Here is a 16,290-nt window from a genome sequence, read left to right as displayed (position 1 = left end):
AAGTATGTGTATAAATCATAAGCGCCTCCCTCTGGTGTCCTGTCGCAACACCTATATGCATATTAATAGGTTTAACGGTGTAAAAAAGCCGTCGGACTCTAAATATACCACAAAATACATTTTAGTGAGTAATTTGATTTGCCACGAAACTACGCTTATAATACAATCTGGCACTGACACAACCAAGAGAAGTTACAGCACCTCACAAAGGAGTTCATCGATGCACACACGAGAAGAGATCTTGCACGCGCTCGCCGAAGAGCATGAAACACTGTTAGCTCGTTATCGAGCTTTTACGCCAGAAGAGCTTGACACGATCTGTACCGAGAGCGAAGATCCTGATGGAGCTCCGTGGCGTCCCAAGGACCATCTGGCCCACCTCACCCTGATCGAGCAATCCTTTCAGAAGATGATCAAGCGAGCACTCAACGGAGCTGAAGATCCTGTCGGTTTTAGTCGTCTGGGAGCGAAAAACAAAGGGGAGGTGATGGCCTGGATACATCATCAGAACCAGAAGTATGTCGATGCTCATCGCGACGACGATATGGCGACACGACTGGCTAATCTTGAGCAAGCCCGCCAGGAAACCTTATCCCTGCTGGCGCAGCTCAGCGACGAACAACTCGGCGAGCCAGTTGCCGGCGCCCCCTGGAACGACGGCACGATTGGAGGAGTCCTCATCACCAACGCTCATCACGAGAGCCAGCATCTCAATTGGATTGAAAAAGGACTCCAGGCCACACAGCAGTCTTAACGCCGTCGTCAGGCTGTGACTTCGATCATATCGTTATGCTGGCGTCGCGCCAAAAACCGCGCCAGCAGCGGCAAGGCACAGCTGACAATCAGGATCACAACGATTACATACAGAGCCGTATGATAATCCATGTTGGAGATCAGAATCGGACCCACGATGCCGCCGGCGCTCCAGGCCGTCAACATTGCGCCATAAATCATGCCTGAATTCTTCGAGCCAAAGAAATCGGCCGCAAAGGCGGGCATCGTCCCAAATCCTCCCCCATAGCAGAGACCAATCAGAGCCCCTGGAATGAGCAAGAGGGCAAAGCCGCCAGCACCAATCTGCGCCAGGAAGAAAAAGGCCAGAATTTGCACGACGAAGATCAAGAGAAAGGTAAACGGACGACCAATTATGTCAGAGAGCCACGCCCACAGCAAGCGTCCCAGGCCATTAAAGATCGAAATGATGCTAACAAAGAGGGCTGCGGTACCCGGCTCGACAGCAGTAAACTTCTGTGCCAGCGGCGAGGCCACGGCGATCAAAGCGGCCCCGGCGGTGACATTGAGGGCCAGGATCAGCCAGAGCACATACCAGCGCGGCTCGCGCAGCGCTTCTGACAGAGTATAATCGCGATCGGAACGTATCGCCTGATCAGTTGCAGACGGTGTCCAACCAGTTGGAGCGTAGCCATCGGGGGCTTTCCGGAAGAACTGTGCCGCGCCAGCGACCACGACCAGATAGATGATGCCTAAGTAGGTAAATGTCGATGCAACGCCCAGCGATTTCGGACTGAGCAGTGACGGGACCGTCTGTGCGATCAACAATGCGCCCAGACCAAATCCAGCGACGGCCAGGCCGGTGATAAAGCCGCGACGATCAGGGAACCAGCGCAGCAGCATCGCCAGCGGGACAATGTACGCCAATCCAATACCAATACCGCCGATCACTCCATAGGTGAGATACAGGACATAGACATTATGCGCAGGCAAGGTGATCCCCGCCAGGATAATACCCAGTCCATAGAGGACTCCTCCAGCGGTAGCGATGATTCTGGGACCGTAGCGATTCTGGAGATATCCTCCAAAGGCAGCGGTGATGCCAAGAGCCAACAACGTAATCGAAAATGTCAGACTAATCGGCGCCAGTTGCGCTGCGGTGACATTTGCCGCCGCCACGCCATCAAATAGCGCCGCGATTGGCTTGGAGAACACACTCCAGGCGTAAACAGAGCCAAGAGCGAGCTGCAAAACAAAGGCAGCCAACGCAATCAGCCAACGATTCGGAAGTGTTGTGGTACCAACAGATGAACTGCTCATAAACAATTCTCCCATACATTCGGATACACTTCAGCCAGACAACAGCCGTTTGTACACCTCGACAACAGACTTTATCAGCCAGGCTGTGACCTACCACATAACGCCGTGATAGTAAGCTTCCTCTCACAGCAAGTATACCGAATATACGTGAAAAAGAGAAGTTTAGCGCTCGAAGATCTCCACAGCTTCAGCGGCGGTCGGGACCGTCAGCACATTCTCCGCCGCAAACTCCTGTGCCTGCGGATTGCCACTCGCTCGAATGATCGCCGCCGCCGCCGCCAGATCATAGTCTGTGCGTCGGAACTCATAGCCATCGGGACTCAGCAAGAGCCAATACGCGCCCGGCTGATCGGCAAAAGGCATCCCGACGCTTCCCGCGTTCACAATCCGCAGATCGCCAATCCGACGCTCAAACTGGATATGCGTATGTCCACAGACCACAATATCCTGCGTAACACCAGAAAAGATCTCAGCCAGACGCTCATCGGCGGTAGAAGGAGTAAAAATCTCCTCATCGTTACGCACAGTCGCATGGCAAAACAGGAGACGTCCCAATCCAGCCAACTCCACCGCAAACTGCTCCGGCAAAGCCCCCAGGAAATCGCGTTGAGAGCGTGTCAACTGTCCAGCCACCCAACGCGCCTCCTTAATCACCTCCTCCGACGTATCTGCACCGAACGCCAGCCCATCAAAAGCCATCACAACCTCTCGATCTCCATTGCCACGGATAAAGCGTACCCGCTCACCGATCTGCATGAGACGCTCCAACGTCTGCGCCGGCAACGGACCAGAAATAATATCGCCTCCAACCACAATCAGATCAGGTTGTATCTCATCCAACGTGGTTAATACCGCATCCAGCGCCGGCAAATTCCCATGGATGTCATAAAGTGCAGCGATCTTCATCTTTACTCCTAAAATTGTTTTTATATATTTAGCATACAATACAATCAGAGATGGAAAATACGCTCCCCCACGAAACAAACGTGCACCAACGTAGCGCCGTGGTCTTGTGCCCGGCGACCAGTTCACACACGTAAAAGATCAATATCAGCCCCCGTATGCACAATTGCATTTCATTTCGATCAAGAATAACAGATTGAAAAAATTGAACGTTTCGTACGTCACGAGGCCGCCGGGCACAAGACCACGGCGCTACTTTTTAAAAGATATTGCCCGATGCCAGCTTCCCCTGTGGATCTAGCACTTGCTTGACAGCCTGCATCTGCCGGATGCCTTGTTCTCCATAGAGTTCTTTGAGGAGAGCTTGCTTGATAGGATTCCGTCCGACGCCATGTTCGGCCAGAGGCGAGCCTCCGAGGGCGATCACGGCTCGTCCGCAGTCGAAGATCAGGTCGCGAGCGGCCTGGACATCCTCAAAAGTGTGGGGCAGGAGGTTGGGATGCATATTGCCATCGGAGATATGTCCCCAGATCGCGTAGTCGAGTCCACGGGACGCGAAGCCAGTGCGAAAGATCCGCATCATAGCGTCTAGATGCTCAAAGGGGACGATCATGTCGGCGGCCATCTTGGTGATGCCGGGATTGATCTCGCGCTGACCCCGCAGGACGTGCGCATTGACTCCAATCGGGACAGCTTCGCGTAGCGCATAGACCTGCTCAATGCGCTGCTGCTCTTGAGGCAGGATCAATTCCGTCTCATCGAGGAGATCGTGCGCGTCGAGGAGGCGTACCAGCTGGACGAGAGGCACATCGGGAGCATCGGACTCAAAAGCCAGTGCGATATCATCGTAGGCGCGCTCGACCTGCTCCGAACGCAGCTCAAGCTGGATCAGTAGCAGCGTCTGGATATCAGGCTTCAAGAAGACATTATTGCGCTTTTCACGGAGATCTGTGCGCAGGAGCTCCAACGAGCGGGCATCAATATACTCGATAGCGCTGATATCTAATCCGTGCACATTGCCAGCCAGCCGCGTAGTGAGCGAGAGGTCGCGCAGCTGCCCGGTGAGTGCAAGTGCCTGCTCCTCTGAAGCGCAGGGAACCAGCGCGAGACAGATCTCAGGCTTAGGAGCCACCACCTGGAGGGTCGCTTCAGTGATCACGCCCAGCGTCCCTTCCGAGCCGATAAAGAGATCGATGAGATCCATCTGTGGAGCCGCATAGTAGCCCGCCGAACATTTTGCCACCCCAGGCATCTGATAGCTCGGGATGGACAAACGCATACTACCAGTCAAGCCGACCAGCTCAAAATAGCCATCGGGATGTGCCAGACACTGTCCCCGCTCAAGATCGAGAACCTCTCCAGAGGCCAGCACGACGGTCAGAGCCTGGACCCAGGAACGCGTAGTACCATATTTAAAGGTAGCAGGGCCTGCTGCGTTGGTAGCGATAACGCCTCCCACGCTGGCTCCATTGTAGGATGGCACCGGCGGGTAATATTTGTTCTCCAGCGCCAGAGCTTCCTGGAGAGCTTTCAGCGAGATACCTGTCTGGACGCGTACGCTCTCTGCTCGCAAATCCAGGATACGGTTCAGTCGCTCCAGACTGAGCACCACCTCGCCACGCGGAGTAGCGCCTCCCGTGAGCGAGGACTGGGCTCCGATCGGTAAAATCTTGTCGTAACGCTGCAAGATGGTCGCAATCTCCGCCTCATTGCGAGGACGCACCAGACCAGCGGCCTTACCGCCCGGATAGTTGGCGGCGTCGCGCTCGACGGCTTCAAGCTCTGCGATGTCGGTGAGGATTTCCATGGGTTCAGCGACGCTTCCATGCGGTGCTCGCGTTTGTATTCGATACATGACAGTTTTTCTACTTGCTCTACTTCTACTATTTCTACTGCTGGTAATGACTATGCCTGGATTATTTCGCTTCGTGTGTCTGACTGCTATACGTGCTCTCAAAAATGCGATCCGCATTATTAGCCTCGAAGCCTTCGCGGCGATGCTCGCGCCGCAGCAGATAACGTGGCATCTGTGCAAAAGCATCCAGAGGACGACGCTCAGCAAACTCGACATACGATCCTGCGATAGCATGCTCTTCATCGCCAGCAAAGCGTGCCGAAACCATCTCGGCAACCGTCGCACTTTGCAGCAACTTGCCATCCGGACTCGTTTTCACTTTTCCACCAGCATCGTTGAGCGTAAAATGATGTCGCTCAAGGAAAGCATTGAAACTGGCAATCGTATCATAGCCATCTGGCAGATTATGCACCGCGATCGTGAAGTGATTGAGATAGTAGCGATTGTAGATAACCCAGGCTGCATACTCGCTCTCGGCCTGCAAAAATTGATAATCGCTCCATGTCGGCAAGCGCCACAGCGCATGATGGAGAAAGGAATCTACCTGCCCAGCATCATCGAGATCAAGCGCATCGACAGGATCAGCCTTCACCTCATCGGTATAGGAATGGATGATGTGCTGAGCCTCGGGAGTCAGATCAGAGACCCGCAGCTCGCTCAGAAAGAGACGTGGGAGATCAGGCCGGGGCGGATGATACCAGAAAGCGTCCAATTTCTTCTCAGGAAAATCATAGGCATCGCGCCTCTCGTACCCATAGTGTAGAAAGATCTTCTCCAACGACTGAATCCCAAGATGTTCCACCCCCAACGTACGAAAGGCGATATGATCATTCTCAGCTTCATCCGCATTAGCGATAATCCCCTCCTGCGTCATCGCCTCCAGGATCATTGCTACATTCGGTACCCGCTGCTGATAACGCCTCATCAGGCCAGCCAGCACCTGCTGCAAGACCTCAAAGTGGGTCACAGCTATCTGCGATTCACGCATTACATCTTCTCCTTTCACCAACCAGACAAAAATAGAGCCTCTGCTTGCCCCTTCAATAATCCTACCACAAAGTTGTAGTGGACGTTTGCATCCAGACTATAAGCTCATTTCCTCTTGTGTTACTGGTTTGCAATGTACTACAATACGAGATGATATAGCGAAATACTCACATATAACAATTATTCGGATTAGCATCACAAAAAGAAAATGCAGGGAAACACCCGCTATAGCAATCGTAATGACTGGCGGGTATCTGATGAATTTTTCAATAAAGGAGTTCAACTTTGTCCGAAAATGAGACGCTCTCGGATGGGAGTACGTACGTGATTGATGCTGAAAATGCCGCCGAGATGGCCCGTCTAATGACTTTAGCTGCTCAAATATCGGAAGACATGGGAAGCTTATTTCCGCCTCAGCTCGACCTATCGGCGTCCCATGACATACTCGACCTGGCCTGCGGCCCCGGTCAATGGGTCCGAGACGTGGCCAGATCGCATCCGCAGATGCGGGTCACGGGAGGAGACATCAGCCATCTGATGATTGCCTACGCCTCGACTCTGATCAGCGATCTCCCCAATGCACACTTCCAGCTCATGAACGTCCGACATCCTCTCGACTTCCCCGACCACAGCTTCGACTTTATCCAGGCGCGACTTATCACAGCCTTCATGCTCACCAGAGAATGGCCAGCTCTGATCAACGAGTGCTACAGAGTCCTGCGGCCAGGCGGGATGCTCTGTCTGATCGAAGGTGAAACCTGCGGGATCAGCAACAGTGCTGCGCTTGAGCAGTTGAACGCGTTAATCGCTCGTGCCATGCGACGAACGGGACACTGCTTTTCGCCTGAGGGCAATATGTTTGGTATCACGGCGGTCCTACCACGCCTGCTTGAGAATCGAGGCTTCAAGCAAATCACCCAGAGAGCCTTTGCGCTCAATTTTTCGGCTGGTCACAAAGGCAACGAGGCTATGTACAACAATCACAAAACAGGATTAAAGCTTGTCCAGCCCTTTCTGATTCAATGTGAAGTCACCACACAGAAGGAAGTTGATATCCTCTACGAGCGAGCGCTCTATGATATGCAATCTCCTGATTTCTGCGGGCAATTATTTTATCTGGCCGTCTCGGGTCAAAAACGTTGAGCGCTTCATATCAATCGGAATAAATGCAACACGACAATGAGAAAGGAATCTACATGTCCAGGCACGAATCTCCAACGAAGACAAATACCTATATTATTGACGCGGAAAATGCCGCCGAGATGGCTCGTTTGGTGACGCTGGCCGCTCAAATCTCAGAAAACATGGGAATCTTATTTCCGCCTCATCTTGATCCATCATCGTTTCAGAGCGTACTCGACATCGCCTGCGGCCCCGGTCAATGGGTCCGCGATGTGGCGCAGAGCTATCCACATATCCAGGCAACCGGTGGCGACATCAGTCAATTGATGATTGTCTACGCTTCGTCGCTCATCGCAGAGCTCCCCAACGCCCACTTCCTGAATATGGATGTGCAGAAACCTCTTCCTTTCCCGGATCAAAGTTTCGATTTTGTGCAGGCGCGGCTCCTGACAGCCTTCATGCACACCACGCAGTGGCCTCGGCTGATCGATGAATGCCGTAGAATTTTACGGCCCGGAGGCACGCTCTGCCTGATCGAATGCGAAAACATCGGAACCAGTAATAGTGCGGCTCTTGAACAGTTTAACGCGCTACTGGTCCGTGCGATGCGCTACGCGGGACATTGTTTCGCGCCCGAGGGCAATATGTTCGGCATCACGCCACTCTTACCACGCCTGCTCCAACAGCAGGGCTTTCAACACATTGAGCAGCGTGCCTATGCGCTCAATTTTTCGGCCGGCCGTCCGGCCAATGCCGCATTATACGCCAACGACAAAACGGCCATGAAGCTCGTCCAACCATTTCTCTTGCAACGGCAGGTCACAACGCAGGAAGAAATCGACATTATTTATGAGCGTGCCCTGCAGGACATGCTCACACCCGACTTTTGTGGGCAATGGTTTTATCTGGCCGCCTCGGGTCAAAAAGCATGAAGAGCCCTCGTCACCAGACTGAGGCAACGAGAAAGGAGTCGACGATGTCCGAACACGATACGCAACAAGAGACGACCTACTTTGTGGATGCTGAAAATGCGGCTGAGATGGCTCGTCTCATACTGCAAGCAACGCTCATTACTGATGATATGGGAGGTTTATTCCCACCTCAGATCGACCCATCCAACCTCCGGGATGTACTTGACATCGCCTGTGGCCCCGGTCAATGGGTTCGTGACGTCGCCCAGAGCTATCCACACATCCAGGCGACAGGCGGTGACATCAGTCAATTGATGATCGCCTATGCCTCGTCGCTCGTCACTGAGCTCCCCAACGCCCATTTTTTGAATATGAATGTGCAGCAAGGCCTGCCTTTTCCCGATCACAGCTTCGACTTTGTCCAGGCCCGCCTCATCACCGCCTTTATGCGCACTTCTGACTGGCCCGACTTGCTACGTGAATGCCGAAGAGTCCTGCGTCCCGGCGGCACCCTCTGCCTGATCGAAGGCGAAAACTTTGGCACCAGTACCAGCGCGGCACTCGAACAGTATAACGCATTGATTGTACGTGCGATGCGCTACGCGGGACATTGTTTCGCCCCCGAAGGGAATATGTTCGGCATCACGCCACTCTTACCGCGCCTGCTCCAGCAGCAGGGCTTTGAGCAGATCAAGCAACGCGCCTTTGCCTTCAACTTTTCGGCCGGCACAAAAGCCCATCAAGCATCCTACAGTAACAACAAAACAGCGCTCAAGCTCCTCCAACCCTTTCTCATCCATTGGAAAGTCACCACGCAACCAGAGGTGACTTTCCTCTACGAACGCATGCTTCAGGAATTACAAACGCCTGATTTTTGCGCACAACTCTTTTATCTATCCGCCACCGGTCAAAAACCAGGATGATGAAGAGTGGATTGAAGCCATCGCCAGGCTGTTGCTTGCTCAATCCATCGATAGGATACAGCGCTAGCGCTTTGGAGGATCAGTCCATTTTAAGCTACGTGGAGGCGGGATATATCCCGCCAGACTATCCAGCAGATCGGATGCTTTCTCAGCATGCAGAAGCAGCTCAACATGCTGAGGACGCATAAAACCTTCAGCCATGGTGTGCTGGAGCAGTGCCAGCAAGGGATCAAAATATCCTGCGACATTGAGAAGTCCAATCGGCTTCTGATGGATACCAAGTTGTGCCCATGTCAGCGTCTCAAACAACTCATCATAGGTCCCCAGACCACCGGGCAGAGCCACAAAACCATCGGCAAGATCTACCATCATGGCCTTACGCTCGTGCATATTGGCCACCTCGTACAGAGTGGTCAGACCTTGATGAGCGATCTCCTGAGGAAACAGAGCGCGAGGCATCACGCCAATGACCTCTCCACCCGCAGCCAGTACAGCATCAGCGATCGTCCCCATCAATCCAACTTGACCGCCGCCATAGACTAATCCCAGGCCACGCGTCACTAACGCCTCACCCAAGGACTGAGCAGCGAGCTGATATTCCCGACGTTCTCCGCTGTTCGAGCCAGCATAGACACAAATACGACGCATTAACAGTGCCTTTCCTACTAATACTATAAGAAAACGTACCCGGTAACTATTCGCCAGTCTGTCCATCGATCGCTTCGCGCATCAGATCGAGATGGCCGTTATGCCGAGCGGTCTCCTCAATCATGTGGATCACGATCCAGCGCAGCGATTGTTGCCGTCTCTCTCCACGTGCGATATCTTCAAGTGAAGATGCCGCGACAATCTCGCGTGAGCGCTCCACTTCGTTCCTGTAGAGCGTAAGAATGTCCGCGGTCGTCTCATGAGGCTCAATCCGAAAGTCGGCATCGGGATCTTTGTCAGTCCAGGGAAAAGATACGTCATCGTCTGCGAAATCTCGCTGGAACCAGGAGCGCTCGACATAGGCAAGATGCTTGACTACTCCTAGTAGCGTAAGTCCCGAGGGCGTCATCGTACGCCTCAGATCGCTATCGCTTACGCCATCAACTTTCCACAAGACCGTCTGCCGAAGATAGTCAAGGAAGGCCGTGAGCAACTCTCGCTCAGAGCCAACAGATGGCGGGTCAACTCGGTTGGATGTATCCATCACAATCCCTTTCCTATTATAGCCTTGAAAGGCAATCTGTCTATGCGACATAGATGCTGTCTCTCTGACGCATCTCACAGTAGCATAACACAGATATAGGCCAGAATTGATCCTGATGAATCCTGTAGCGTAGCCTTGAAGCAACTACTACTTTCTTCGCGCCTATCTCATAAGGTAATCAGCCCCTGACGCAGACCCAGGCGCACAGCATCGGTGCGGCTGACTGCTCCTAACTTGGTCGAGACGGAGGCCAGATGAAACTTTACGGTATGTTCGCTGATCTGTAGTTGACGAGCGATAAGTTTGTTGGGTAATCCCTGCCCCACCAATTCGAGCACTTCACGCTCGCGAGGAGTCAGTGCCTCTTCCATGGCGGTGAGGAGCGCGGGCTCTCTATGTCTTGGTCGATCCGAGAGTTGGCTGACGCGGCTGGTCGGGAGCACAACGAGTCCCTGGGCCGCGGCATGGACAGCGCTCTGAAGTTGGGCCGGAGTAGTGTCCAGTGGGACAATCCCCCAGGCCAGTAGTCCTGAGTTGGAGAGCAGGGGGAGGAGTGGCTCTGGTTTATCGGTCAGGATCACCACGGACATCTGCCTGGCTTGCGGAAGCGCATGGAGTAGCTCGTCCACCTGGATATCATCTGTCACAACGAAGACATCCGCCGTCAACGCATCTTCTGTCAGAAAGGTATGAGCATTCATCATACCGATCACCTGGATATCCGTCGCGTTCAAGAGTGTCTGCAGTCCGGCCTGACTCATTGGCGTGGGAGCAATTATAAGAACACGCATAGAAAATAATTCCTCTCATCGCTAGACAATGCTATACAATGAAGTCATATGACTGGAAAATATGACAGGACTTTGCTTTCATCTACAAAGTCCTGTCTTGCCAGATCATAGAGGTCGATCACCATCCGATGGTCTGGCTGCTAGATGCTCTCAGGCTGCCAGTTGTTGCGTCTGGGTTGAGATATCTGCGGTGAAGACGTTTTCTCCGCGCAGGATCGTCAAGGAGGCCGTATTGCCCGCTTGTCCCTGATTCAACAATTGGCGTACGCTACTGGCCGTGCTGACAGGTTTGCCCGCGACCGCCAGCAAGATGTCACCGATAAAGAGATCTTTCAGATGCTCCTTGCGTCCTGGGAGACCAGCAACCAGCAAGCCAGTCGTGCGTGCGGGCTGCAAGCTTTTACCGATCGCCTCCGGAATCTCGACGGGCAGCAACTCGATGCCAAGCGTGACGCGTCCTTTAGGAAGGTTAGCCAGCCAGGTACTCACCGCGCTGCTGGGGATCGAGACGGCCAGATCGCCACCAAAGATCATCGAATTGATGCCGACAACGTCACCATCGGCATTGAGAAGTGGTCCGCCAGAATTGCCCGGGGCCAGACCGACATCCGATTTGATGTACTGAATGCTGGCATGATTTCTCCGTTGGACGGTGCTCGTGCTATTCGCGATACCGGCCGTGATGACCCAGCGCTGTCCCCAGGGATGTCCAATGGCGAAGACCCATTCGCCGACGCGCAGCTTCGACGAATCCGCCAACGGCAAAGACGGAAAGTTCTCTCCCGAAATCTGGAGCAGAGCCAGATCTTGATCTGGATTGCGTTGCAAAACCTGCGCCGGCAGCGTCCGACCGTCGAAGAGAGAGACCTTCACCTGAGCGTCGTCCGAGGGGACAACGTGATTGTTGGTGATGATCTTCCCATCATCCTGCCAGATGACACCCGTGCCACCACCTCGTCCTTCGGTATACACCTGGACAATGCTTGGCTGCACACGCTTAAACAGTGCTGTCAGTTCAGACGAAAAGCTATCGGGAAGCGGGAAAGTCGTCTGCACATCGGGCTGAAGCGTATCTGTATCGGTACTAATAATATCTGTCATGATGAACTCCCTGTCTACTGACGCTGTCCTACCGTGACCTGAAGAGTCTGTAAGCTTCCGCCGCGAATCACCTGCACAGGCAGTGCCCTACCGACATTATCGCCGGTCAGGTGTGGCTGCAAATCTTCGGACTCATGTATCTCCTGATCGTTGAAGCCTACCAGGATATCTCCTACCAGCAAGCCACCCTTTTGCGCCGGGCTGTCGTTCTCAACGTGGACTATAAGAAGCCCGTGCTCCTGAGTACGTCCTGCACGCTGCGCATCTGGCAAGCGCACGAGCTGGCTGCTGAGCCCCAGATAGCCACGCTTGATATATCCCTGATGCGCCAGTGACTCGGCAATCTGCGCCGCCAACTTGATCGGGATAGCCAGCGCGACCCCATTGACCAATCCCGTTGTGAGCAAGCCCAGCACAGATCCATCAACATCGATCAGCGGACCTCCGGAGAAGCCTGGATAGGGAGTCGCATCGGTACGAATATAGCGCTCAAGCGTGATCCCGCGTCCAGTGCGCAGCGGACCTCCGATACTACTCACAATGCCCGAGCTCGCCATCGGACCCTCGTCGGAAGCACGTCCGACCGCCAGAGTCAGCTGGCCCACGCGAGCCTCCTGGCTGGCGGGCACAGCTGGTGTCAGGCCACCGGCGCTCACGCGCAGCAGCGCCAGGTCGCTCGCAGGATCACGGCCAACAAACTGAGCAGCCAGCGTCTTTTTATCAGGCGTCTGAATCGTCAGATCATCCTCGCGCTCAAGCACATGATCAGCCGTCAAAATCAGATCAGGCGCGTACACGATCCCGCTTCCAGGATGTCTCTGCCGCCCATTGACGACCACCAATGATGCACTGATACGCTCAACAGCGTCAGCCATCTGATCAGAAAGAGCACGTAGCAAGTGCCCCGCATTTTGTGTCTGTTCCACTACCATTGTTTTATCCTCAAGACCACTTCCGTGGCAATCATGTGAGACAACATCTTGTTCAAACGAATCTGTTAGCCATACTATATAACTCAGGCATACAGCCTCACATCAGTCATCTGGCTAGTCTTTCACCTGGATAAATGGTCAGGGTGGCATCACTGACAAAGAACGCTCCTATCCGACAACGCAGAAGAATATTACATCATATCATAGCACGAAACATGTATCTCTCTCATGACGTCAGGCAAAAGCAAATATTTGTGAAATCAAGCAGACAAAATCACATTCGTGCTGGTAATGACAATCAAATATGCCTATGGTATACTTCGTTCGTAGGAAACAAGCATTCAGCGTTGCGTTGCACAAATTTTGTCGCCAATAAAGCCATTGGTGACATGTCCCGGGAGAAAGGTGGTACAAAGAAGAGCCAGATACCCTCGTTGGGTTCCTATGCACAATCATCTCAAGCAATGAACCAAGCGCAAGGAGTTTCAATAGCTATGAATAATCAAATTCTGGCCAACACTACTTTTCTGGTATTAGGTATCGTCTGCTTTATCCTGGCTGTACGCGCTTTTTATGTCTATGCTCTCTCACAAAGCGATTTCCTCTTTGTCATCGGCCTTTCGATGGCTGATATCGGTGTCTCTGTGATTGTAGGATATTTACAGGATAGTCACGTAACATCCTGGAACGCTCATGTATCCTGGTATGTTGGAACGATTATTGGCATCTTTTTTCTCGTCGCGGGCTCCTGGGCACACTCACACACATCTATCCAGACGTTCAAGCGCTGGCTGATTATTTTCACGGCTATCTTCGTCATTGTCACCCTCTTGACTCCTCTTTATCCACCCTTTCCTAATCCATACATACCGGCAGCACTCAATATCATCCGCACCGGCATTGGACTCATCGGATTCCTCCACTATTTCGAGCTTTATCTCGACAAAAAGACACGCTTCACACTACTAATGTGTCTGGCCTTTCTGCTGATTGGAGGTGGCTTCGGTGTCCTGACACCTCAACTCTTCGATACCACGCTGGCCGCCTTTTTAACCCTGGGATATAGCTTACGCATTATCGGCTATAGTATTCTCTTAATCGCCTATTCGCTTAGTTAACGTCTTAGAGGGACGTCTCCTGCAATCCAGACAGACATCTGAGGCTATGGTATGATAGGCATATGATGCGATGTGAGCATATACACTGAAGTGAAAGGATGGCCATGTATGAGCGACCAACCAGCCAATGAGGCTCCTTCTTATGGATTGCAGCGACAGTTCCAGGTTTACATGCAAGGATTAACGGGGACACGTCCAGCGTTGCCCGTTGACACGACGCTTCTGGAGCAGGCAGCCAATGCGGCGATGAGTCCAGAGGCCAGCGGCTATCTCAATGGGATGACCGATAGTATGCGCGCAAATCTGGAGGCGTTTCGACGCTGGCGGATTGTGCCACGCATGCTCCGCAACGTTTCGCAGCGAGATCTAAGCATCCAGCTCTTTAACAAGAGATATTCCGCGCCGCTGCTACTTGCGCCGATCGGCGTCCAGTCGATTGTCCACGACGACGCGGAGCCGGGTGTCGGGCGTGCAGCGGCTTCGCTTGGCATCCCAATGATCATAAGCACCGCTTCGAGCTCCCCTCTGGAGCAGATCACACAGGGCATGGGCGAGAGTCCGCGCTGGTTCCAGCTCTATTGGAGCAAGAACCCAGACTTCAACGCCAGCGTCGTCGCACGCGCCGAGCGTGCAGGCTGCGAGGCAATCGTCGTGACGTTGGACACATTCATGCTGGCCTGGCGTCCCTACGATATCCAGAACGCCTACCTGCCATTTTTACTCGGCAAAGGACTCGGCAACTATCTCAGCGACCCAGCCTTTCGGCAGGCGCTCAAGCGTCCACCGGAAGAAGATCCGACAGCAGCCATCAACTACTTCGTCCAGATCTTCACCAATCCCAGCCTCACGTGGCAGGATCTTGCAATCCTGCGCCAGCAGACCAAACTCCCCATCCTGCTCAAAGGCATCCTGCATCCCGACGACGCCCGGCAAGCCATCGACGCAGGCATGGACGGTATTATCGTCTCCAACCACGGCGGACGCCAGGTCGAAGGAGCCATCGCAGCACTGGACGCCCTTCCCGGTATCGTCACAACAGTTGGCGGGCGCGTACCGATCCTTTTTGACAGCGGCATCCGCACCGCATCTGACGCCATCAAAGCCATCGCCCTTGGAGCCCGGGCGGTCCTGCTCGGACGCCCCTATATGTGGGGACTCGCTCTTGGAGGAGAGGCTGGCGTACGCGAAGTGCTCTCCAACTTCCTCGCCGACCTGGATCTAACACTCGGCCTCAGCGGACATGCATCGTTTGCCGAACTGGACATATCTATCTTAGCAGCAAACTCCTGACGCCATCCCGGTTGACAGGTGCCGCTTGCCGCTTGAAGGCCGCTTCACGCACCTGTCAACCAACATCTAAATTATTGCGTCGCTTGTGGCTCATCAGAAAGATGCAGAAGAATCTCCTCGGCCTCGTCTGCGGTCGTTGCATCGATCAGAGCATCAAACTCTGCCTGGAGGCGATTGATATCAGTGATGGTGTTGCTCCCTCCTTTGGCTCTCGGGATAATGTGCTCAATCTGCAATGGGGTGTCCTTGGCTCCACAGTAAGCACAGCTTCTCCCCCACTTCTCCAAAAGGTATTCTCGCGTTTCGTAGCCAGCCAGCGTGCCTTGCTGATACATCACCCCTGAGACGTCGGCGTTCTCCATCAATTGCAGGTCAAATTTCACCAATTCCAGACTGATAGCTGCGATCGGTGCATACCGTGCCAGACGACGTACCCAGGTGATCACGTTGGCGACCCTGCTCTCCAGGGATGGTGGAAGCCATCCTCGTTTCCTGTTCGTGCGATTAGTGAACCGTGAGGCTCTATACCTTGTTTTTCTCTGCCGACGTGATCGGCGCACCGCCCGATGAGCATCTAAAGCGGCCTTGATCTTCTGGCCGCGATGGGAGAGGTCGGCGGCAAACACGACGCTCCCGGTTGCATCGTTGACTATCGCAATGCCAGTGGTCTTGGAGCCTGGATCGATTTTGATACGCAATGGCTGCACCTCTGGCTCTTTGATCTCCATCTTGAGAATGATCACGAAAGGATAGCGCCTGTAGATAGCCGCTTTTCCCTCTTTGAGTAAGAGGCGCGCCCGCCCCGGATGAACCGGATCGAGGGGCTTCCTGGCGGTGTCTAGCACAAAAACGTTGGACATGGGTTCTTCTCCATTGCTCTTTGCAGAGCCTCTGCTGACGCAGGTGCATGTGTTCCTCGACAATGTTACCGGAGTGGTTTGACATGCAACACACTGGCTTTACCCTTTCTACCTGTTTAATGCTGCACCGTAGCGGATAAGGCTGGAAAGCACCCTATCGTACCTATTTCACTCGTAACGGAGCCTCTTGCGAGGCCAAGTCTGGTCAGGTGTGGGCCTATCGAAACAAGCCCCTAGCTTCAGCTATGGGGTA

15 protein-coding genes and 1 pseudogene are annotated in these 16,290 nt (G+C 53.6%); 6 read left to right on the top strand and 10 right to left on the bottom strand.

Features of this window, described 5'->3' with window-relative positions:
* Positions 1-220 precede the first annotated feature (220 nt).
* Positions 221-754, top strand: a complete 534-nt coding sequence (locus tag AC27N8_RS34675; protein WP_487074192.1) for a DinB family protein — start codon at positions 221-223, stop codon at positions 752-754.
* 8 nt (positions 755-762) lie between these two features.
* Here the strand turns inward: AC27N8_RS34675 and AC27N8_RS34670 are convergent, their stop codons facing one another.
* The 4 genes from AC27N8_RS34670 to AC27N8_RS34655 form a co-directional block, all read right to left on the bottom strand.
* A complete protein-coding gene (locus AC27N8_RS34670; protein WP_487074190.1) occupies positions 763-2,052 on the bottom strand; it encodes an L-lactate MFS transporter in 1,290 nt (429 codons plus the stop codon).
* A gap of 162 nt (positions 2,053-2,214) precedes the next feature.
* Positions 2,215-2,958, bottom strand: coding sequence for a metallophosphoesterase family protein (locus AC27N8_RS34665; RefSeq protein ID WP_487074188.1), 744 nt, complete (start codon positions 2,956-2,958; stop codon positions 2,215-2,217).
* Positions 2,959-3,214: 256 nt separating this feature from the next.
* Positions 3,215-4,810 carry an FAD-binding oxidoreductase gene (locus tag AC27N8_RS34660; protein WP_487074186.1) on the bottom strand — a complete coding sequence of 532 codons (1,596 nt, stop codon included), beginning with the start codon at positions 4,808-4,810 and terminating at the stop codon, positions 3,215-3,217.
* 61 nt (positions 4,811-4,871) lie between these two features.
* Complete coding sequence (locus AC27N8_RS34655; RefSeq protein WP_487074184.1) at positions 4,872-5,798, bottom strand: 2-oxoadipate dioxygenase/decarboxylase family protein; 927 nt, start codon at positions 5,796-5,798, stop codon at positions 4,872-4,874.
* Between the two features lie 284 nt (positions 5,799-6,082).
* On the opposite strand from AC27N8_RS34655, the gene AC27N8_RS34650 reads away from it, so the two are divergent.
* The 3 genes from AC27N8_RS34650 to AC27N8_RS34640 are packed head-to-tail and all read left to right on the top strand — an operon-like array spanning position 6,083 to position 8,753.
* Positions 6,083-6,940, top strand: coding sequence for a class I SAM-dependent methyltransferase (locus AC27N8_RS34650; RefSeq protein WP_487074182.1), 858 nt, complete (start codon positions 6,083-6,085; stop codon positions 6,938-6,940).
* A 53-nt stretch (positions 6,941-6,993) separates the two neighbouring features.
* Positions 6,994-7,851: a class I SAM-dependent methyltransferase gene (locus AC27N8_RS34645; protein WP_487074180.1), complete on the top strand. Its 858-nt coding sequence runs from the start codon at positions 6,994-6,996 to the stop codon at positions 7,849-7,851.
* Between the two features lie 44 nt (positions 7,852-7,895).
* Positions 7,896-8,753 carry a class I SAM-dependent methyltransferase gene (locus AC27N8_RS34640; RefSeq protein WP_487074178.1) on the top strand — a complete coding sequence of 286 codons (858 nt, stop codon included), beginning with the start codon at positions 7,896-7,898 and terminating at the stop codon, positions 8,751-8,753.
* Between the two features lie 63 nt (positions 8,754-8,816).
* On the opposite strand, the gene AC27N8_RS34635 is transcribed toward AC27N8_RS34640, so the two are convergent.
* The 5 genes from AC27N8_RS34635 to AC27N8_RS34615 form a co-directional block, all read right to left on the bottom strand.
* A complete protein-coding gene (locus tag AC27N8_RS34635) occupies positions 8,817-9,401 on the bottom strand; it encodes an LOG family protein (RefSeq protein WP_487074176.1) in 585 nt (194 codons plus the stop codon).
* Between the two features lie 46 nt (positions 9,402-9,447).
* Entirely contained in the window at positions 9,448-9,996 is a 549-nt protein-coding gene (locus tag AC27N8_RS34630) for a DinB family protein (RefSeq protein WP_487074174.1), read from the bottom strand.
* Positions 9,997-10,112: 116 nt separating this feature from the next.
* Positions 10,113-10,736, bottom strand: a complete 624-nt coding sequence (locus AC27N8_RS34625; protein WP_487074172.1) for a response regulator transcription factor — start codon at positions 10,734-10,736, stop codon at positions 10,113-10,115.
* A gap of 150 nt (positions 10,737-10,886) precedes the next feature.
* Positions 10,887-11,837: a S1C family serine protease gene (locus tag AC27N8_RS34620; RefSeq protein ID WP_487074170.1), complete on the bottom strand. Its 951-nt coding sequence runs from the start codon at positions 11,835-11,837 to the stop codon at positions 10,887-10,889.
* Positions 11,838-11,851: 14 nt separating this feature from the next.
* Positions 11,852-12,769 carry a S1C family serine protease gene (locus AC27N8_RS34615; protein ID WP_487074168.1) on the bottom strand — a complete coding sequence of 306 codons (918 nt, stop codon included), beginning with the start codon at positions 12,767-12,769 and terminating at the stop codon, positions 11,852-11,854.
* Between the two features lie 494 nt (positions 12,770-13,263).
* Between AC27N8_RS34615 and AC27N8_RS34610 the strand changes: the two genes are divergently transcribed.
* Together AC27N8_RS34610 and AC27N8_RS34605 are read left to right on the top strand one after the other, a co-directional pair.
* Positions 13,264-13,887, top strand: a complete 624-nt coding sequence (locus tag AC27N8_RS34610; RefSeq protein WP_487074166.1) for a hypothetical protein — start codon at positions 13,264-13,266, stop codon at positions 13,885-13,887.
* A gap of 108 nt (positions 13,888-13,995) precedes the next feature.
* Positions 13,996-15,177: a lactate 2-monooxygenase gene (locus tag AC27N8_RS34605; RefSeq protein WP_487074164.1), complete on the top strand. Its 1,182-nt coding sequence runs from the start codon at positions 13,996-13,998 to the stop codon at positions 15,175-15,177.
* 196 nt (positions 15,178-15,373) lie between these two features.
* Here AC27N8_RS34605 and iscB read toward each other — a convergent pair.
* Positions 15,374-16,037: pseudogene (gene iscB, locus AC27N8_RS34600) on the bottom strand (RNA-guided endonuclease IscB); the annotation flags it as partial.
* Positions 16,038-16,290 lie beyond the last annotated feature (253 nt).

This window comes from Dictyobacter sp. Z7_2 (assembly GCF_057551105.1).
Note: the sequence above shows the minus strand (reverse complement) of the source record. Positions and strands in the feature narration are given on the sequence as shown.